Source organism: Streptomyces sp. NPDC053427, from assembly GCF_044544985.1.
In the GTDB taxonomy this organism is placed as follows: domain Bacteria; phylum Actinomycetota; class Actinomycetes; order Streptomycetales; family Streptomycetaceae; genus Streptomyces.
Window position 1 is genome coordinate 277,281 of record NZ_JBITYA010000009.1, and the last position, 18,265, is coordinate 295,545.

Annotated in this window: 20 protein-coding genes; 9 read left to right on the forward strand and 11 right to left on the reverse strand. The window is 72.7% G+C overall.

All coding sequences use genetic code 11. From position 1 onward, the window contains the following. The first annotated feature begins 36 nt into the window (after positions 1 to 36). On the forward strand, positions 37 to 789 hold the full coding sequence (locus tag ACIGWZ_RS25815) for an amino acid ABC transporter ATP-binding protein (RefSeq protein ID WP_400068756.1): 753 nt from the start codon (positions 37 to 39) through the stop codon (positions 787 to 789). Between the two features lie 117 nt (positions 790 to 906). On the opposite strand, the gene ACIGWZ_RS25820 is transcribed toward ACIGWZ_RS25815, so the two are convergent. Further along, complete coding sequence (locus tag ACIGWZ_RS25820; protein ID WP_400068514.1) at positions 907 to 1,668, reverse strand: class I SAM-dependent methyltransferase; 762 nt, start codon at positions 1,666 to 1,668, stop codon at positions 907 to 909. 105 nt (positions 1,669 to 1,773) lie between these two features. Between ACIGWZ_RS25820 and ACIGWZ_RS25825 the strand changes: the two genes are divergently transcribed. Further along, positions 1,774 to 2,403, forward strand: coding sequence for a CGNR zinc finger domain-containing protein (locus tag ACIGWZ_RS25825; RefSeq protein WP_400068516.1), 630 nt, complete (start codon positions 1,774 to 1,776; stop codon positions 2,401 to 2,403). On the opposite strand, the gene sodX is transcribed toward ACIGWZ_RS25825, so the two are convergent. Beyond that, complete coding sequence (gene sodX / locus ACIGWZ_RS25830) at positions 2,307 to 2,825, reverse strand: nickel-type superoxide dismutase maturation protease (RefSeq protein ID WP_400068758.1); 519 nt, start codon at positions 2,823 to 2,825, stop codon at positions 2,307 to 2,309. The genes ACIGWZ_RS25825 and sodX overlap by 97 nt on opposite strands. Positions 2,826 to 2,993: 168 nt before the next feature. Between sodX and sodN the strand changes: the two genes are divergently transcribed. Further along, positions 2,994 to 3,389, forward strand: a complete 396-nt coding sequence (gene sodN, locus ACIGWZ_RS25835; RefSeq protein ID WP_129244482.1) for a superoxide dismutase, Ni — start codon at positions 2,994 to 2,996, stop codon at positions 3,387 to 3,389. Between the two features lie 129 nt (positions 3,390 to 3,518). On the opposite strand, the gene ACIGWZ_RS25840 is transcribed toward sodN, so the two are convergent. Further along, the gene (locus tag ACIGWZ_RS25840; protein ID WP_400068519.1) at positions 3,519 to 5,039 is read right to left on the reverse strand and encodes a S1 RNA-binding domain-containing protein; all 1,521 of its coding nucleotides are present in this window, start codon (positions 5,037 to 5,039) and stop codon (positions 3,519 to 3,521) included. A 150-nt stretch (positions 5,040 to 5,189) separates the two neighbouring features. Here ACIGWZ_RS25840 and ACIGWZ_RS25845 point away from each other — a divergent pair, with 150 nt between their 5' ends. Further along, entirely contained in the window at positions 5,190 to 5,558 is a 369-nt protein-coding gene (locus tag ACIGWZ_RS25845) for a YciI family protein (protein WP_400068521.1), read from the forward strand. 67 nt (positions 5,559 to 5,625) lie between these two features. Then, the gene (locus ACIGWZ_RS25850) at positions 5,626 to 6,909 is read left to right on the forward strand and encodes an RNA polymerase sigma factor (protein ID WP_400068523.1); all 1,284 of its coding nucleotides are present in this window, start codon (positions 5,626 to 5,628) and stop codon (positions 6,907 to 6,909) included. Between the two features lie 13 nt (positions 6,910 to 6,922). On the opposite strand, the gene ACIGWZ_RS25855 is transcribed toward ACIGWZ_RS25850, so the two are convergent. Then, positions 6,923 to 7,915, reverse strand: coding sequence for a LysR substrate-binding domain-containing protein (locus ACIGWZ_RS25855; RefSeq protein ID WP_400068525.1), 993 nt, complete (start codon positions 7,913 to 7,915; stop codon positions 6,923 to 6,925). A gap of 215 nt (positions 7,916 to 8,130) precedes the next feature. Here ACIGWZ_RS25855 and snpA point away from each other — a divergent pair, with 215 nt between their 5' ends. After that, positions 8,131 to 8,781 carry a snapalysin gene (snpA, locus tag ACIGWZ_RS25860; protein WP_400068527.1) on the forward strand — a complete coding sequence of 217 codons (651 nt, stop codon included), beginning with the start codon at positions 8,131 to 8,133 and terminating at the stop codon, positions 8,779 to 8,781. 308 nt (positions 8,782 to 9,089) lie between these two features. Here the strand turns inward: snpA and ACIGWZ_RS25865 are convergent, their stop codons facing one another. The 4 genes from ACIGWZ_RS25865 to ACIGWZ_RS25880 form a co-directional block, all read right to left on the reverse strand. Further along, on the reverse strand, positions 9,090 to 9,674 hold the full coding sequence (locus tag ACIGWZ_RS25865) for a hypothetical protein (protein ID WP_400068529.1): 585 nt from the start codon (positions 9,672 to 9,674) through the stop codon (positions 9,090 to 9,092). A 77-nt stretch (positions 9,675 to 9,751) separates the two neighbouring features. Further along, complete coding sequence (gene crcB, locus ACIGWZ_RS25870; RefSeq protein WP_400068530.1) at positions 9,752 to 10,126, reverse strand: fluoride efflux transporter CrcB; 375 nt, start codon at positions 10,124 to 10,126, stop codon at positions 9,752 to 9,754. Further along, complete coding sequence (locus ACIGWZ_RS25875; RefSeq protein WP_400068532.1) at positions 10,123 to 10,515, reverse strand: DUF190 domain-containing protein; 393 nt, start codon at positions 10,513 to 10,515, stop codon at positions 10,123 to 10,125. Before ACIGWZ_RS25875 ends, crcB begins: the two co-directional genes overlap by 4 nt. Then, the gene (locus ACIGWZ_RS25880; protein ID WP_400068533.1) at positions 10,512 to 10,967 is read right to left on the reverse strand and encodes a fluoride efflux transporter FluC; all 456 of its coding nucleotides are present in this window, start codon (positions 10,965 to 10,967) and stop codon (positions 10,512 to 10,514) included. Before ACIGWZ_RS25880 ends, ACIGWZ_RS25875 begins: the two co-directional genes overlap by 4 nt. A 129-nt stretch (positions 10,968 to 11,096) precedes the next feature. Here ACIGWZ_RS25880 and ACIGWZ_RS25885 point away from each other — a divergent pair, with 129 nt between their 5' ends. Next, complete coding sequence (locus tag ACIGWZ_RS25885; RefSeq protein ID WP_400068535.1) at positions 11,097 to 11,819, forward strand: FadR/GntR family transcriptional regulator; 723 nt, start codon at positions 11,097 to 11,099, stop codon at positions 11,817 to 11,819. Beyond that, positions 11,812 to 13,095, forward strand: a complete 1,284-nt coding sequence (locus ACIGWZ_RS25890) for a CynX/NimT family MFS transporter (protein WP_400068537.1) — start codon at positions 11,812 to 11,814, stop codon at positions 13,093 to 13,095. The genes ACIGWZ_RS25885 and ACIGWZ_RS25890 overlap by 8 nt, the downstream gene beginning before the upstream one ends. On the opposite strand, the gene ACIGWZ_RS25895 is transcribed toward ACIGWZ_RS25890, so the two are convergent. From ACIGWZ_RS25895 to ACIGWZ_RS25905, 3 genes are all read right to left on the reverse strand, one after another. Continuing rightward, the gene (locus tag ACIGWZ_RS25895; protein WP_400068760.1) at positions 13,092 to 14,177 is read right to left on the reverse strand and encodes a magnesium and cobalt transport protein CorA; all 1,086 of its coding nucleotides are present in this window, start codon (positions 14,175 to 14,177) and stop codon (positions 13,092 to 13,094) included. The genes ACIGWZ_RS25890 and ACIGWZ_RS25895 overlap by 4 nt on opposite strands. A 163-nt stretch (positions 14,178 to 14,340) precedes the next feature. Next, positions 14,341 to 15,498 carry a winged helix DNA-binding domain-containing protein gene (locus ACIGWZ_RS25900; protein ID WP_400068539.1) on the reverse strand — a complete coding sequence of 386 codons (1,158 nt, stop codon included), beginning with the start codon at positions 15,496 to 15,498 and terminating at the stop codon, positions 14,341 to 14,343. 75 nt (positions 15,499 to 15,573) lie between these two features. Further along, the gene (locus ACIGWZ_RS25905) at positions 15,574 to 17,100 is read right to left on the reverse strand and encodes an MFS transporter (RefSeq protein WP_400068541.1); all 1,527 of its coding nucleotides are present in this window, start codon (positions 17,098 to 17,100) and stop codon (positions 15,574 to 15,576) included. A gap of 128 nt (positions 17,101 to 17,228) precedes the next feature. On the opposite strand from ACIGWZ_RS25905, the gene ACIGWZ_RS25910 reads away from it, so the two are divergent. Next, positions 17,229 to 18,221, forward strand: coding sequence for a helix-turn-helix transcriptional regulator (locus ACIGWZ_RS25910; protein WP_400068542.1), 993 nt, complete (start codon positions 17,229 to 17,231; stop codon positions 18,219 to 18,221). Positions 18,222 to 18,265: the final 44 nt, after the last annotated feature.

Consider the following 18,265-nt stretch of genomic DNA (forward strand, 5'->3'; position numbering starts at 1 on the left):
CTCACCGAGAACACCGCCGGCACCTCCGGCCTGCCGATGGTCAAGGCGGAGGGCGTGCACAAGTCCTTCGGTGCGGCCCACATCCTCAAGGGCATCGACCTGGAGGTGGCGCCCCGCGAGGTCTTCTGCCTGATCGGCCCGTCCGGATCCGGCAAGTCGACGTTCCTGCGGTGCATCAACCACCTGGAGAAGGTCAACGCCGGCCGGCTGTCCGTCGACGGCGAGCTGGTCGGCTACCGCGAGCACAACGGCAAGCTCTACGAGCTGCGCGACCGCGAGGTGGCCGCCCGGCGCCGCGACATCGGCATGGTCTTCCAGCGCTTCAACCTCTTCCCGCACATGACCGCGGTGGAGAACATCATGGAAGCGCCGATGCAGGTCAAGGGCGAGACCAAGGCCAACGCCCGGGAGCGCGCGGTCAAGCTGCTGGACCGGGTCGGCCTGGCCGACAAGGCCGGCAACTACCCCTCGCAGCTCTCCGGCGGCCAGCAGCAGCGGGTGGCGATCGCCCGCGCCCTGGCCATGGAGCCGAAGCTGATGCTCTTCGACGAGCCGACCTCGGCCCTCGACCCGGAGCTGGTCGGCGACGTCCTGGACGTCATGAAGGACCTGGCGGCCGACGGTATGACGATGATCGTCGTCACCCATGAGATGGGCTTCGCCCGCGAGGTCGGCGACTCGCTGGTCTTCATGGACGACGGTGTGGTCGTCGAATCCGGCCACCCGCGCGAGGTCCTGGTCAACCCGCAGCACGAGCGGACGAAGTCGTTCCTGTCGAAGGTGCTGTAGCGCGACGGCCCGACGGATTCCGTCGTTGTGCGGCGGCGCCCGCTCCCACGAGATCCCACCGGATCCCACGGGAAGGGGGCGCCGCCGCCGGGCTTTTCCCGCCCGGACCGCTCCGGACTACTTCAGTGCGAGCACGAGACTGTCCGAGGGCGAGGCCCACACGGCCCGCGCCTCCGCGAAGCCCGCGGCGCGCAGGGCCTCGGCGTGCCACTGCGCGGGGGGAGTGTCCCCGTCCGCGTGCTCGCCGTAGATCGCGAAGCGCTCGGCGGTCGGCCCGGCCAGCCGCGGGTCGGCGGCGGCCAGCTGCCACCACTCGGCCCAGTCGACCGCCCCCGCCGCCTTCGCCGCGTCCATCCGCGCATGCCGGAAGTCCCGGTCGGCGGCGTTGATCCGCGGCGTGGCCGGGTCCGGCATGTGATCGGCGTTCATGAAGACCCCGCCGTCCCGCAGCAGGCCGCCCAGCTGCCCGTACAGCTTCTCCAGGTCGTCGGTGCCCAGCCAGTGCAGCGCGGTGGCGGTCAGCACCGCGTCGTACGAGCCGGCCGGCAGCTTCGCCGTCCACTGCGGGTCCTTGAGATCGGCTCGTACGAAGCGGACCCGGGGCTCGTCGGCGAAGTACCCTTCCGCGATGGCCAGCAGCGCGGGATCCAGGTCCACCCCCACACTCTCGGCCTCCGGGAACCGCTTCAGCAGCCGGTCGGAGATACTGCCCGTACCGCAGGCGAGGTCCAGCACCCGGGGGGCGGGACCCGCCAGCGCCTCGACCATGTCGAGCATGACCCGGAACCGTTCCTCACGGTCGGGGAGGTACCACTCCTGCTGTCGGTCCCAACTGTTCTGCCAGGCCTGCCAGTCGGCCCCGGCCATGGTCTCGGTCATCGCAACCCCTCCAGCCCGTACTACTCTGGTAATAGCCACACAACCGCAACGCCCATTACGAACAGCGCGCGACCGCACTCTATTCCCACGCCGTAAGGACTACAAGTGGAACTGGCCTATTACTCGGACTTCGCCGTGCGACTGGTCAATACCGAGCAGCCCGAGCGCGGTGGCGACACCCTCACCACGGTCGAGGCGGTGCGCGATCTCTTCGGCCCGGCCCAGCAGGCGGCCCGGCGTGCCACCGACAGCGACGTCACCCGGCTGCGTACGGTCCGCGCCCGGCTGCGCGCCGTCTTCGAAGCGGCCGACACCGGCGACGAGGTGCTGGCCGTGGACCTCCTCAACGCCCTGATGATGGAGTTCCCCGTCAGCCCGCAGATCTCCGGCCATGAATACCGCAACGACAACGGCCGCCCCGACTGGCACATGCACATCGCCGACCACGCCGCCAACGCCACCGCGAGCTACACCGCGACCGCCTGCATGGGCCTGGCGTTCCACCTCACCGAACTCGGCGTCGACCGGCTGGGCATCTGCGAGGCCCGGCCGTGCCGCAACGCCTACCTCGACACCTCGACCAACCGCTCCCGGCGCTACTGCTCCGACCGCTGCGCCACCCGCGCCAACGTCGCCGCCTACCGCGCCCGCAAGCGCCTGGAGAGCGAACGGTCCGCCCGCAGCGGCCGCACCGCCGAGAGCGCCCAGGAGAGCGCCGCACGCGGCGAGCGCTGAATCCCGCGCGGCGGCCGCACCCGCAACCGGGCGCGGGCAATGACCAGTTCCTCCGGAACCGCCCCGAATTCCCGGCTGTCGTTGGTGACATACGGATTGTCGCCGCGCACCCACCAGCCGCCGTCGCGCCGCTCCACGGCCCGCTTGACGATCAGCAGGTCCTGCCGGAACGGATGCCGCACCACCACCACGTCACCGGGGCGCACCACCGCGCCGTACTGCACCACCAACTGGTCGCCCGGCCGGAGCGTCGGCACCATCGACGGGTTGTAGACCTCGGCGAGCCCCCACGCCCGCAGCGGCCCGCCGCGCCCGCCGCCCGGCTCACCGGCGCCGCCTCGGGGGTAGCCCCCGTGCCCTTCCGGCCATGGGGGAGGCTCCTGCTCCCGCTCCGGCTCGCGCTCGTGCACCCGCTCCGGCATCCCGTACCTCCCGGTCCAGCCCCGGTCCGACCCGCTCACCGGTCCATCCTCCATCAGTCCCGGCCCGGCACTGGACTTTTGCCCTAAGACCCCCGGGCCGCCCGAGAAAAGCCTTCCCGCACCGAGTAATCTCGCACCCGAGAAGACGATCACGAGGAAGGACTGCACATGCTCTCCCGCCTGTTCGCCCCCAAGGTCAAGGTCAGCGCCCACTGCGACCTTCCCTGCGGCGTGTACGACCCGGCCCAGGCCCGTATCGAAGCCGAGTCCGTCAAGGCCGTCCAGGAGAAGTACCAGGCCAACGAGGACGCGGACTTCCGCACCCGCGCCGTCCTGATCAAGGAGCAGCGCGCCGAGCTGGCCAAGCACCACGTCTCGGTGCTGTGGAGCGACTACTTCAAGCCCCCGCACTTCGAGAAGTACCCGCAGCTGCACCAGCTCGTCAACGACACCCTCAAGGCCCTCAGCGCCGCCAAGGGTTCCAACGACCCCAAGACCGGCGAGAAGGCCCTGGAGCTCATCGCCGAGATCGACCGGATCTTCTGGGAGACCAAGAAGGCCTGATCTTGACCTAGGCTGCCTGACCAGCGGAAATACCGTTGGTCGGCCGCTGTCCGCACCCGGTCCGCGGTACTCCGAGCACGGAGTCCCGCGGACCGGGTGCGGTCGTTTTCCCCCACGGGCTCCCGGCCCTCACGCCCCCTCGCCCGGCCGGCCGCCGGCGACGGCGGTACGCAGCCGGGTCAGGAATTCCTGGATGCCGGCGCAGTACTCCTCGAAGGCGCCGTCGCGGGAGGCGGTGCGGGAACGGTGCACGCGGCCGCGGCCGTCGAGGGCGAAGAGGATGCCGCCGCCGTCGCTGCCGAAGACGACGGCGGTGTCGCCGGGGTCCGGGCCGGGCCGGACGGGGCCTTCGGCAGTGAGGTCCCTGAGCACATGCTCGGCGGAGTGGATGAAGTACCCGTTGCCGATGTCCGGCAGGGACACCTCCTGGACGGTGGCGTACAGCGTGGCCAGGTCCGGCGCCACGGCCGGGTGGGAGGCGAGTCGCAGGGCGACGGCCGGGTCGCGGTCAGGGGCGGCCGGCCGTATCCCGTTCGGCGCGGGCGGGTAGCCGTACGTCGCCTCGAAGTCCGTCATGCGCTCCCCCAGCTCGGCCGCCGTGCCGCGCACCCAGGACGTCAGCCAGTCGCCGCGCAGCTCCGGCGCCACGGGTCCCGCGTCGGCGTCGAGGGCCTTCAGCGACAGCGACACCAGTTCCCGTACCCGGTCGACGTCGATGATCTTCGCCGTGACCTCCTGCCCCACCTCGAGCACGTCCCCGGGGTGGTCGACATGCCGCCGGGAGACCTCGGGGATGCGGATCAGCCCTTCGAGGCCGCCGAGGTCCACGAACGCGCCGAAGGGGGCGATCCGGGTCACCGTGCCCCGACGGATCCGGCCGCGGTGGAGCGTGCTGAGCACGGCCCAGCGGGCGTCTTCGGGGGCCGGTTCGGGCCGCCAACGGGCCCTGAGGACGCCGTCGCTGTCGGGGAGGACCGCGGTGAGGAGGGGCCGCTCGTCGCGCAGGACGGTGAGCCGGGCGCGGGGGGCGAGGGCGGCGCGGACCGTGTCGAGGGTGGCGCGGGTGAGCCGGTGCCGGCGGCAGGCGTTCGCTACGGGGTACTCCTCCAGGACGAGGTCGCCGCCGGAGGTGAGCAGCCAGGCCAGCCGGTCCCAGAAGGTGTCGTCGGCGGGGCGCTGCGGGCCGCACGCCTCGTCGGCGGGGCCGAAGGCGTACGGGGACGCGGCAAGAGGTTCGGGGAAGAGGCCGAGTTCGCGGGTGCGGGCGAGGGCCCGGGGGCAGGGACGGTGGCTGCCGGCATAGAGGTACTGGTCCCAGCCCACGTGGACGAAGAAGGTCCCCTCCCGCTCCAGGCGGCACCAGCCGCCGGACCCGCGGAGCATGCCGCGTACCAGTTCCAGGGCGGCGGGGAGGGAGACCTCCGCTCCGTCGTGGAAGCCGGGCGGGACGGGGCGGCCGGCGTGCTCGGGTTCGCGTACGGACAGACGGCGGACGCCGGACTCCTCGGCGAAGGCGGCGACGGCGCTCAGATACGCCGCTTCGACGGGGCCGTGATCGCTGTCGGTGTCCTCGGGACCGGTGTAGCGGCCGCGTGCGTCGCGGTCGCGGGGGTCGTACTTGGTGATGCGGTGGACGTGGGGCAGGGGCATCGCGTCGTTCGTCCTCCTGGGCCCGGAAGGCCCATCCGGGGCGGTCGGGAAAAGTTTTCGGACCGGGTGTCGATTCCGGCGTCGTGCGTTCGTCGCGTAAGCAAGAGAGCGGTTCACCTCACTGCTCACACCACTACACAGGAGAGCGCGATGCGTTTCATGATGCTGCTGAACATCGACGAGCGGGCGGTACCGGCCGGCGGCCCCAGCCCGGAGCTGATGGCGGAGATGGGCAAGCTGCTCGACGAGATGACCAAGGCGGGGGTGCTGCTGGACACCGCCGGGCTGCGGCCGACCTCGGAGGGCACCCGGCTGCACCTGAAGGGCGGGAAGATCGCCGCGACCGACGGGCCGTTCACCGAGGCCAAGGAGGTCATCGGCGGGTACGCGCTCATCCAGGCCGCGTCGAAGGAAGAGGCGGTCGAGTGGGCGACGCGGTTCCTGCGGGTGCACGGGGACGAGTGGGAGCTGACCTCCGAGATCCGGCAGGTGGAGGAGCCCGGGGAGGACATCGGCTGAGCCGGCCGCGGCCCCGCCCCGTGGTGCGGATTGCCGGGGCGGGGGCCAGGTGCTCTGATGGGTGTCCGTGACGGGAAGTGGCGAGGTGCACCGCGCGATCGAGGCGGTGTTCCGGATCGAGTCGGCGCGGCTGATCGCCGGGCTGACGAGGATCGTACGAGACGTGGGGGCGGCCGAGGAGCTGGCGCAGGACGCCCTCGTCGCCGCGCTGGAACGGTGGCCGGAAACCGGTGTTCCGGAGAAGCCGGGCGCCTGGCTGATGGCCACCGCCAAGCACCGTGCGATCGATCTGCTGCGCCGGCAGGAGCGGCTGGCCCGCAAGGTCGAGGCCCTGGGGCGCGCGGCGGAGAGCGAGCCGGGCTGGGCGGAGGCCGATTTCGCGCGGGTCGTGGAGAGCGCGGAGATCGAGGACGATCTGCTGCGGCTGGTGTTCATCGCCTGCCATCCGGTGCTGTCCACGCAGGCGCGGGTGGCGCTGACGCTGCGGCTGCTGGGCGGGCTGCGGACGGACGAGATCGCGCGGGCGTTCCTGGTGTCGGAGGCGACGGTCGCCCAGAGGATCGTTCGGGCGAAGAAGACGCTCGCCGCGGCCGAGGTGCCGTTCGAGGTGCCGGCCGGGGAGGAGCTGGCCGCGCGGGTGTCGTCGGTGCTGGAGGTCGTCTACCTGGTCTTCAACGAGGGGTATGCGGCGACGGCCGGGGACGACTGGATGCGGCCGGCGCTGTGTGAGGACGCGCTGCGGCTGGGGCGGATGGTGGCCGGGCTGCTGCCGGAGGAGCCGGAGGCACACGGCCTGGTGGCGCTCATGGAGTTGCAGGCCTCGCGGTCGGCGGCGCGGACCGGGCCGGCCGGTGAGCCGGTGCTGCTGCTGGAGCAGAACCGGTCGCGCTGGGACCGGTTGCTGATCCGGCGCGGGCTGGCCGCCCTGGCGCGCGCCGAGGAGCTGGGCGGGACCATCGGCCCGTACGCGCTGCAGGCCGCGATCGCCGCCTGCCATGCGCGGGCGCGGACGCCGGAGGCGACGGACTGGCCGCGGATCGCGGTGCTCTACGGGGCTCTGGCGCATATCGCGCCGTCGCCGGTGGTGGAGCTGAACCGGGCGGTGGCGGTGGCGATGGCGTTCGGGCCGGAGCACGGTCTGCCCCTGGTGGACGAGCTGGTGGCGGAGCCCTCGCTGACGGGCTACCACCTGCTGCCGAGCGTACGGGGCGACCTCCTGGCGCGGCTGGGGCGGACGGCGGAGGCGCGCCAGGAGTTCCTGCGGGCGGCGTCCTTGACCCGCAATGCCCGGGAGCGGGCCCTGCTGGAGGAGCGGGCGGCGGAGCAGGACGACGAGGGCCGGCCGCCGTAGCGGGCGCGGCCGGTCAGGGTGCGGCGACCGGCACCGGCAGCGGGCCGTCGTGCCGTATGAGCCAGTCGCGATAGGCCTCGGTGGCCCAGGCGATCTCCATGTACGACGAGGTCAGGTCGGCGAAGAGGGCGTCGGCGGAGACGGCCGGGGTGCCGTCGGGGCGGCAGGCCATGAAGAGGCGGACGGCGAGCGGGTCGCCGTGCAGCGGGCGGACGGCCATCCCGGGGCGGGAGCGGGCGGTCGGCTGGCAGGGGGTGACCACCTCGCCGGCCGTGACCAGGTCGACGGCGGTGAGGTAGTCGCCGTGCACCACGCGGGGGTTGATCCCGGCGGCGGTCCAGATGCGGCGCAGGCCCGCCCACTCGCCGTCGACGGTCGGGTCGACCATCCACTGGTCGTCGGCGAGGTCCCGCACCCGGACGACGGCGCGGGCGGCCGCGGGATGGGCGTCGGACAGCGCGATGAACTGCGGTTCCCTGGCGATCAGTTCATGCTCGACCAGACCGTCGGGAACCCGTAGCGGCGCGCCCTCGACCTCGTGCACGAACGCCACGTCGAGCTGGCCCGACGCGACCATGTGCAGCAGCGCATTGGCCGAGACGTCGGTCCTGATGGTCGTGTCCGTCTCCGGGAGCCGGATGCGCAGGCGGCGCAGCCAGCCGGCGACGGCGCGGCTGTTGGTGCTGCCGATGTGCAGGCGCGCACCCCGCTCGCGTACGGATGCGGTGGCGATCTCGTCGACAAGCGCCCGCATTTCGGCCACTATCGGGCGGGCCCGGCACAGCACCGTGTGCCCCAGCGGCGTGGGGCGGCTGCCGGTCGCTTCCCGGAAGAACAGCTGGCCGCCGAGGGCCTTCTCGATGCGCCGTAGCTGAGTCGTCAAGGAAGGCTGGGTCATCCCCAACTGCCGGGCCGCCTTGCGTACGCTGCCGGAGTCGGCGATGGCGCACAATGCGCGAAGATGCCTTACCTCGAGCTCCACCTGCGGAGCATAAAACGTCGGCATCGGTCACACCAGACTCTCAAACCCGTCCGAACTCGCTCTTTTTCCGGCGGCATTGGTGCGGGTATCGCCGGGGTATTGCCTGGCGCTATCGCCACTTAGCATCTCCGCCCCACGGGTGAACTCCGTCCAGACTCAACGGCACCAAGAAATCCGCAGGGCCCCGGTCGCCGCCCCACACGGCGACCGCGGCCCTCGGAAATTAAGGAGCCCCCCACATGAGATCTCCCAAGACGGCGCTGTCGGCGGCGCTCGGCCTGGGCCTCGCCGCCGCGCTCGCAGCCGCGGCGCCGGTATCGGCAGCTTCCCCCTCCGGTCACACCTCCTCCCACCAGAGCACGCGGGCCTCCATCGCCGCGTACACCGGCTCGGCCGCCGAGAAGGCCGACACCAAGGCGTTCTTCGACGCCGTCATGAAGTCGGCCATGGCGAAGATGAAGGCGCACCCCGGCCTGAAGTCGGTCACCGTGACCTACGACGCGAGCGCCGCCCCGACGTTCAAGAGCCAGATATCCGAGAGCGCGTCCATATGGAACGGCGCCGTGCAGAACGTGAAGCTGCAGGAAGGCAGCGGCGGCGACTTCCAGTACAAGGAGGGCAACGACCCGCGCGGCTCGTACGCCAGCACCGACGGCCACGGCAAGGGCTTCGTCTTCCTGGACTACCAGCAGAACCAGGAGTACAACTCCACCCGCGTCACGGCGCACGAGACCGGCCATGTGCTGGGTCTGCCGGACCACTACGAGGGCCCGTGCAGCGAGCTGATGTCCGGCGGCGGGCCCGGCACGTCCTGCCAGAACACCCAGCCCGACGCGAACGAGCGCGCTCAGGTGGACCAGCTCTGGGCCAACGGTCTGAAGCGCCACTGAACCACCCACTGACCAGCTGCAACAGCGGCTGAGGCCACGACTGCGGCGTGGCTGCCGAGGGCCGGTACCTGGCGGCCGGCCCTCGGATTCCTCGGCGCCGGCAACGGGGGCACGGCCGGCGCCAGCGGCAAGGGCGGCGCTGGCGGGGAACGCCTTCCTCCCACGCGTTCGCGACAGCGGTGGGGCCTACTTCCCGGGCCCCACCGCTTCTTGCCGTCTCCGGTGATGCGGCGCGCGGCGATCCGCCGAGCCGCGGTGCGCCGTGACGGTTGCGGCGGTCAGGGTTGCGGCGGTCACGGTCAGGGCGGTTACCGCAACGGGCGCGTCCATGCCTCCCGTTGGGGCCCCGCGCCGTCGGCAGGGAGCGGCCGGCCGTCCAGCGGCCGCCAGCCCCAGGAACGGAACGCGGCCCTCGCCGGTGCGTTGTCCGCCGGGACCAGGGCGAGCGCCAGGTCCGCATTGCTCCGGATCAGCAGCGTCTCCTGGAGCCGGGTGGCGACCCGGGTGCGCCGGTGCGCGGCCAGCACCATCAGCCCCGCGATCAGGAACAGCCGCCCGGCCGCGGCCGGTTCGCGCAGCTCCCCCGGCAGCTCCCCCGGTGCCCCGCCCGACGGTCCGGGGAAGAGCGCACGGCACCAGTCGCCTTCCCGGTCGGCGGGATAGCCGTAGCAGCAGCCGGCCAGCGCCGGATCGCTGCCGATGACCATCTCGAAGCCGGGGCGCTGGATGTCGTGCCCGGTGAACCGCCGCAGGAATTCCTCCCGGTCGGGACGGCCCGGGGCCGCGCCGGCGGCGGGCGGATCGCCATGCGCCGCGACGTACAGATCGGCGACCGATTCCCGCTGGGTCTCCGCCTGCCACCTGGTCAGACGCCGCAGGAACACCTCTGCCATGGGCCCTCCCCCGTTCCGCCGATCACGCCGGATAGGCGGAGGATACCCGCACGGCCGCGGGAAGTACCGGGTACCGGTCAGCCCCACAGCCCCCGTGCGCAGGCCGCCCCCGCGAACGCGGCGCCCAGCCCGGCCACCACACTCGCCACGGCGTTGGCCGCGGCATAGAAACGGGCGCCGTCCAGCGCCAGCCGGAGCGTCTCGTAGGAGAAGGTCGAGTAGGTCGTCAGGGCGCCGCACAGCCCGGTGCCGAGGAGGAGCTGGACGTGCGAGGAGGCGGCGCCGACCGTGGCCGCGCCGGTCAGCAGCCCGAGGATCAGCGAGCCGGCGACATTGACGGTGAACGTCCCCCAGGGGAAGACGCTGTCGTGCCGGGACTGCACGAGGCGGTCGGTGAGAAACCGCAGCGGCGCCCCGACCACCGCACCGGCCACCACCAGCAACCAGTTCACCCGCGCCCGCCCGCCGCCGCGCCGCTGTCCGTACCGCCGTCGTCCGTACCGTCCGGCTCGCCGGGCGCGAGCACCTCGCACCGGTCGACGGTCACCAGGCCGTCCGCCCCCACGAGTTCCGTCACCTGCGGCAGAAAGGCCCGTACCCGCTCCGGCGCATCCACGACGACGACCGCGACCGGCAGGTCCTCGCTCAGGGAGAGCAGCCGCTGGGTGTGGATGAGGGACGAGGCGCCGAAGCCCTCGATGCCGCGGAAGACGCTCGCGCCGGCCAGCCCGGCCGCGTGGGCGCGGTGCACGATCTCCGCGTACAGGGGCCTGTGGTGCCGCACCTGGTGCTCGCCGACGATCACCGTGAGCCGCAGCGCCGGACCGCTCAGCCGTGTCATGCCGACCGCCGCCTTCGTCCGAGGAGTGCAAGGAGTCCGAGAGACCTGCGGGTCAGGGCCACCCCACCCCACACGGCCGCCAGCGCGGCGAGCAGGGTGGCCGCCAGATAGACCAGTCCCAGCGCCGCTTGCCGGGCGTTGACCAGGCGCTCGATGTCCACCGCGTACGTCGAGAAGGTGGTGAAGCCGCCGAGGATGCCGGTGCCGAGGAACGGGCGCACCAGCCGGTGCGGCGACCACAGCTCGGTGATCAGCACCATCAGTACGCCCATCAGTGCGCAGCCGACGACATTGACGGCCAGGATCGTCCAGGGAAAGGTGCCCGCGGCCGTCGGCCACAGCAGCGAGGCGCCGTAACGCGCCGCGGCACCGATGCCGCCGCCCACCGCCACCGCGCCGATCACCGGCCACTGGCCCTGCCAGGGCGCCGCCCGCCGGGTTCGCATGTCCATGGGTGGTTCGGCTCTCTCCCGCAGCGTTCCCGAGATCATCGGCGGGCTCAGGCTAACCCTCGCCGCTTGACAGCGCGAAACATGGGATGTTCCCATCACCGGTGGAATCACGACGGAGGATGAGCCCCTATGCCGCTGCGCAGTACCGCCCGCACCAGCCTGGTGGACCTGGTCATCGAGCAGATGGAGAACCTGATCGCCGAGGGCGAGTGGGCGGTCGGGACGAAGATCCCCGCCGAGCCGGTGCTCGTCGAGAGGCTCGACGTCGGCCGGAACACCGTCCGCGAGGCGGTGCGCGCCCTGGTGCACACCGGGATGCTGGAGCCCCGGCAGGGTGACGGCACCTACGTCCGCGCCAGCAGCGACTTCGGCGCGGCCGTCCAGCGCCGGCTGCGGCGGGCCGAGAACCTGGAGGCGTACGAGGTCCGCGCCTGCCTGGAACGGGATGCCGCGCGCCACGCCGCGCTGCGCCGCACCGACGAGGACCTCGCCGCGCTGCGCGGCGCGCTGGCCGAGCGCGCCCGCGCCTGGCAGAGCGGCGATCTGACCGCGTTCGTCGACGCGGACATGGACTTCCACCGCACCATCGCCGCCGCGGCCCACAACAGCGTCCTCGCCGAGCTGTACGAGCACCTCAGCGACGCCCTGCGCGCGACGCTCCAGTCGGTCGTCGGCGCCCCCGTCCCCGATTCCGTCCGCAATCAGTACGCCTCGCACGCGGCCATCGTCGACGCCATCGAGGCGCGGGACCCGGAGGCCGCCGAACGGGCGGCGCTGGCGCACCTCACGGAGGCGATGGACGCCCTGCGCGGGACGGACGACCGGATCCCGGGGGACGCCACCCATGCCTGACGAAGGACCGATAGCCACCCGGGAGGCGGCCGCCGCCCCCGCGACCGCACCGCCCTCCCCCGCCTCCCCCGTCACCGGCCGCCACGCTCTCTGGCTCGGCATCGGCGTCGTCCTGCTGGCCCTGAACCTGCGCCCCGCGCTGGTCGCCGTGTCGCCGCTCGCCGGGACCATCCGCGACGACAGCGGGATGTCGGCGGCGGCCACCAGCCTGCTCACCGCGCTGCCGCTGCTCTGCTTCGGGCTGCTGGCGCCCCTCGCGCCGCGGCTGGGGCGGCGGCTGGGGACGGAGCGGTCGCTGCTCGGCACCATGGCGCTGATCTGTGCGGGCACCGCTCTGCGGCTGCTGGACTCGGTGGTGGCGCTGTTCGCCGGAACGGTCGTGATCGGCGCGGGCATCGCCGTCGCCAATGTCCTGCTGCCCGGCCTGATCAAGCGGGACTTCCCGGCCCGCGCCGGGCTGATGACCGGCCTGTACTCCATGTCGCTGTTCGGCGGCGCGGCCCTCGCGGCCGGGATCACCGTCCCCGTGCAGCAGGCCGCCCGTCTCAGCTGGCAGGCGACCCTGGCCTGCTGGGGCTCGCTCGCGGTGGTCGCGCTGGTCGTCTGGCTGCCGCAGATCCGCTCCCGTACGCGGGTGCCGGCGGCCGCGGCCCGGCAGGCGGCGCATCCGGTGCGCGGCCTGTGGCGCGACCCGCTGGCCTGGCAGGTGACCGGCTACATGGGCCTGCAGTCGCTGAGCTACTACGCGGCCGCCGCCTGGCTGCCGACGATGCTCGAGGACGCCGGGATGAGCGCGGGCGACGCCGGCTGGATGCTCTCCTTCTCCTCCCTCCTCGGGATCGCCGGCTCGTTCCTCTCCCCCGTCGTCGTCGGCCGCCGGCTGCGCGCCGGGGTCCTGGCGGCGCTGGGTGCGGTGCTGTGCGCGACGGGCCTGGTGGGGATGCTGGTCGCGCCGGTCGGCGGCGGCTACGTCTGGATGACGCTGCTGGGCCTGGGCCAGGGCGCGGCGATCAGCCTGGCGCTGCTGTTCATCGTCCAGCGCGCGCCGGACGCCCGGCACGCCGCGCAGCTCTCCAGCATGGCCCAGTGCTTCGGCTACATCCTGGCCGCCACCGGCCCGGCCGTCCTGGGCGCCGTGCACGACGCCTCCGGCGGCTGGACCGTCCCGCTGGCCGTACTGCTGGCGCTGCTGCTCCCGCAGATCGCGGCGGGCTGGGGCGCGGCCCGGCCCCGGCAGGTGGCGGGCCGAGGCCCACGGACACCGGACAGACCCTAGAGCCACCCGTTCCGCTTGAAGCCGCGGTGGATCACCCAGCAGATGGCCACGATCAGCGCCATCACCAGCGGATAGCCGAATGTCCAGTGCTTCTCCGGCATGTACTCGAAATTCATGCCGTACACGCCGCACACCATGGTCGGTACGGCCAGGATCGCGACCCAGGCGCTGATCCGGCGCATGTCCTCGTTCTGCGCGACGGTGACCTGGGCGAGATGGGCCTGGAGTATGGAGTTGAGCAGTTCGTCGAACGCGGTGATCTGCTCGGTGACCCGGTCGAGGTGGTCGGCGACGTCCCGGAAGTACGTCTTGATCCGGGCGTCCACCTGCGCCATCGGCTGGGTCGCCAACTCCTGCATCGGGCGGTCCAGCGGGGCCACCGCGCGCCGGAGTTCCAGCAGCTCGCGCTTGAGCTGGTAGATCCGGCCGGCCCCGCCGCCGCCCCGTACGGAGAAGACCTCGCTCTCGACGTCGTCGATGTCCACCTGCACGGCGGCCGTGACGTCGAGATAGTCGTCGACGACGAGGTCGGCGACGGCGTGCAGGACGGCGGACGGGCCGAGCGCCAGCTGCTCGGGGACGGACTCCAGCTGCTCGCGGAGCGGGCCGAGCGAGCCGTGTCCGCCGTGCCGCACCGTGATCACGAAATCGGCGCCGGTGAAGACCATGATCTCGCCGGTTTCCACCACTTCGCTGGTGTCGGTGAGCCGGTCGTGCTCGACATAGCGGACCGTCTTGAAGACGGTGAAGAGCGAGTCGTCGTAGTGCTCGAGCTTGGGCCGCTGGTGGGCGTAGACCGCGTCCTCGACGGCGAGCGGATGCAGCCCGAACAACTCGACGATTCCGGCGAATTCCTTCTCGGACGGCTCATGCAGCCCGATCCAGACGAAACCGGTCCCGGTTTCACGGACCCGGCGTATCGCCACATCGGCCGGGTGGTTGCCGTCCTGCCGCACGCCGTCCACGTACACCGCGCAGTTCACCACGGCGGTGCCGAGCGGCGAGCGCGCCGGGTGACTGAGGTCGACGCCCCGGGTGCGCGGCTGCGGCAGCCGGACGGCCTTGCGGAGATTGCTGATCATCGACACTGCGCCAGTATGTCGGGCCGGGGCCCGGGAACGGTACGGGAAAGGCCCAGGTTTTACGTCACGCCGGGGCGCCCCGCGGCGGTGCCCGGCTCGGCCCTGCCGCGATCGGACGCCCGATCCCCCGGCTCGTCGACCTCTCCGGTGATGCCCCGACCGACTACGCGTGCGGGCCCACCGTGACCGTGCCGATCGTCAACTCCGCGTTCCCCTCCAGGATTTCGCCGGTCCGGCGCACCTGGGTCTCCAGGGCGCGCCGCTGCCCGGCGGTCAGCGGCGCCAGCGGCTCGACCGTGACATGGATGCGGCGGCCCGCGCGGCGCTGGTGCCAGACGCCGCCGACGACCCCGTCGATCAGCAGCACCGGGTAGTTCCCGGCCTGTCGCCCGGCCAGCGCCCGCTCCGCCGCCCGGCCGGGGAAGAGCAGGTCGCGGGGGCGGCCGGCGATGCCGTAGGCGTCGAAATACGGGAGAAGGCGGATGCCGGCGGGGTCCGCGGTGGGCCCCGAGGTGTCGCCGGCCAGGATCCAGGCGGGCGAGCCGGCGAAGTCGACCTGCTGGAGGCCGTCGGCCAGGGAGGCGAACAGGTCCGCCGCCCAGCGGGGCGGGGCGCCGAACCAGGTCGCGAAGTCCGCGGAGGTGGCCGGTCCGTAGGCGTACAGATAGCGCCGTACGAGGGCGGCGAGGGCGGTCGGGCCGTCCAGCGGGCGGAAGCCGGGCAGGGCGCGGCGGGGGCTGGTGTAGGTCACCTTGCGGCCCCGGTTGGGGCCGAAGCAGAGGGCGCCGCGCTGGCCGGCCCGGTGCATGACCTGGCGCCAGCGCGGCCACATCCCCTGGAAGGCGGGCATCACCAGGTCGCCCGCCCAGGACCCGGTGGCGGCGACCACCGCCTCGCTCAGCTCGTCGATGGTCAGCTCGGCGTCCCCCACCGCGTCCTCGATGGCGGCGAGGACCTGCTCGATCCGGTCCGGGGTGAGCCGTACGTCCGCCGCGAAGGGACTGCTGCCGAACGGTACGGCGGACAGCGCGCCGGTCCACATCGGCAGGTCGTCGGTGGGCAGCAGATGGACCGTGCCGCGCGGGCCGTAGGTCTTGACCAGGGTGCGTTCGGTCCACAGGGCCTCACGTACGGCGCTACGGGTGCCGCGGTCCGTGCGCAGCATCAGCGAGAGCTCGGCGCCGGACAGCACCTGGGCATGCGCCCCGCACATCGCGGCGGCGATCCCGGCCGGGTCCGGCGCCAGCGGCGCCCCGGCGAGCCCGGCGCGCTCCAGGCGGCGGGCGCTGACTTCGGACCAGGTGAGAGTGGGTGTCGGCACGGCCGGTCGGCTCCTTCGGTGCGGGATGCGGGTGCGAATGCGGGATGCGGTGGGGGGCAGCGGGCCGCCGCTGCGTCAGTGGGCCGCGGCGTCCTGCGTCCGTACCCGGCGCGGCAGAAGGAACAGCAGGCCGAAGACGATGACCAGGCCGCCCGAGACCCACCACAGGGCGTGGGTGGTGGCCGAGACGAAGGAGGCGCCCGGCGCGCCACCGCTGCCCATGCCGTCGGTGACCCCGAAGAAGGCGACCGACGACAGGCCCAGGCCCAGCGCCATCCCCAGCTGACCGGTGGTGTTGAAGATGCCGGAGGCCGAGCCGGAGTGGTCGGTGGGCACCTCGGAGAGCACCGAGTCGGTGATCGGGGCGACGATCAGGCCCATGCCCGCCCCCATCAGGAGCATCGCGGGGACCATCTGCCAGGACTGCATGGCGGTGCCGTAGTGCCCGGCCTCCCAGACGTAGAGCAGCGCTCCGCAGAGCATGATCAGCGCGCCCGCCTGGAGGACCTTGCGGCCGAAGCGCGGCACCAGCTTCTGCACGGACATGCCGGCCGCGGCCGAGCAGGCGAGGGAGAACGGCACCCCGGTCAGCCCGGCGTGCAGCGGCCCCCAGCCCAGCCCGAGCTGCATGTGGAGCGTCCAGATCAGGAAGAACAGGCCGCTGACGGCGCCGAAGGTGAGCTGTACGCCGATGCCGGCCGCAAAGGTCTTGATCCTGAAGAGGGAGAGCTCGACGAGCGGCGAGCCGTCCTTGCGGGCCTTGCTGCGCTCGTAGCGGACGAAAGCGGCGAGGACCAGCGGGCTCGCGGCCATGGAGAAGAAGCCCCACAGCGGCCAGCCGGACTCGCGGCCCTGGGTGAGCGGGTAGAGGACCATCAGCAGGCCGAGGGTGGCCAGCGCGGTGCCGACGAGGTCGAGGCGCAGGGCGCGCGGGGCCCGGGACTCGGTGACGAAGCGGCCGCCGAGCAGGATGCCGGCGATGCCCACCGGCAGATTGATCAGGAAGATCGGGCGCCATTGGAGGCCGAGGAGATCGCCTTCGGTGAGCAGGGCGCCGATCAGCGGGCCGCAGACCGCGCCGAGGCCGATCACCGCGCCGAACATCCCGAAGACCTTGCCGCGCTCGTGCGCGGGAAAGCTGACGTGGATGATCGCCAGCACCTGCGGCACCATCAGCGCGGCCATCGCACCCTGCAGCACCCGCGCGCCGACCAGCATCCCGGGCGTCGCGGCGAGGCCGCAGAGCGCGGAGGCGAGGGTGAAGCCGGCCATGCCGAGCAGGAAGAGCTTCTTGCGGCCGTAGATGTCGCCGAGGCGGCCGCCGGTGATCAGGCCGATGGCGAAGGCGAGCGCATAGCCCGCGGTGACCCACTGCAGGGCGCTGAAGGAGGCGCCGGTGTCGCGCTGGATGCTCGGGATGGCGATGTTGACGATGGTCGCGTCGACCAGGTCCATGAAGCTCGCGGTCAGGACGACGGCGAGGGCGATCCAGCGTCTGCGGTCGGCCGGTGCGGGGGCCGTATCGGCCGGTGCGGGAGCCGCGTCGGCCTGCGCGGGGGCCGGGTCGGCCGCCTCTGCGGGGGCGGGGACGGTCGTGGTCATGGCGGGCGTTCTCCTGTCTGCGTACGGGGCCGGCTACGAAGTCCCGTTGTGGTCCTCCTGCGGCGTCTTCGACGATAGGAGTCGTATAGGACAGCACCCGTCCTATTTGCTGGCGCATCATCGAGGGCATGAGTGAGACATCGGCGCGACTCCTTAATCTCCTGTCCCTGCTCCAGACCCCCCGCGAATGGCCCGGCAGCGAGCTGGCCGACCGGCTGGGGGTCACCTCCCGGACCATCCGCCGCGACATCGAGCGGCTGCGCGAGCTGGGCTATCCCGTGCACGCGACGATGGGCGCGGTGGGCGGCTACCGGCTGGCCGCGGGCACGGCCATGCCGCCGCTGCTGCTCGACGACGAGGAGGCGGTGGCCATCGCGGTGGGCCTGCGCTCGACCGCCGGGAACACCATCGCGGGCATCGAGGAGGCGTCCGTACGGGCGCTCGCCAAGCTGGAGCAGGTGCTGCCGGCCCGGCTGCGGCGGCGGGTGGGCTCGCTCGGCAGCGCCACCGTGCCGTTGCCGGCCGGCAACGGTCCGACCGTCGACCCGGAACAGCTGACGGTGCTCGCCGCCGCGATCACCAACCATGAGCGGGTGCGCTTCCGCTATCAGGCGGGCGCGGGCGAGCGCACCAAGCGCCTGGTGGAGCCGCACCGGCTGGTGGCGGCCGGGCGGCGCTGGTACCTCGTCGCATACGACAACGACCGCGAGGACTGGCGGACCTTCCGGGTGGACCGGCTGACCGAGGCGTTCCCGACGGGCGTACGGACCGCGCCGCGCGAACTGCCCGCCGCCGATGCCGCGGCCTATGTCCAGGAGCGGATGCAGGGGATGGCCCCGGCGCCGCAGCGGGCGGTGGCGACGGTGTACGCGCCGGCCGCGGAGGTGGCGGCGCGGCTGGGCGGCCGGGCGGGCGAGGTGGAGGCGATCGACGCGCAGTCGTGCCGGTGGCGCAGCTCGCCGGATTCGCTGGAGTGGCTGGCGATGCGGCTGGCCCTGCTGGGGCGCGAGTTCGCGGTGCACGAGCCGCCGGAGCTGGTCGCGTATCTGCGCGCGATGGGCGGCCGGGCACGGCGCGGTGCGGGGGCCGAGGAGAGGAAGCAGGAAACCGGGCCGAGATGACGGAATGACGGAATACCCCTAGGGGGTATATAGTTCTGTGTACT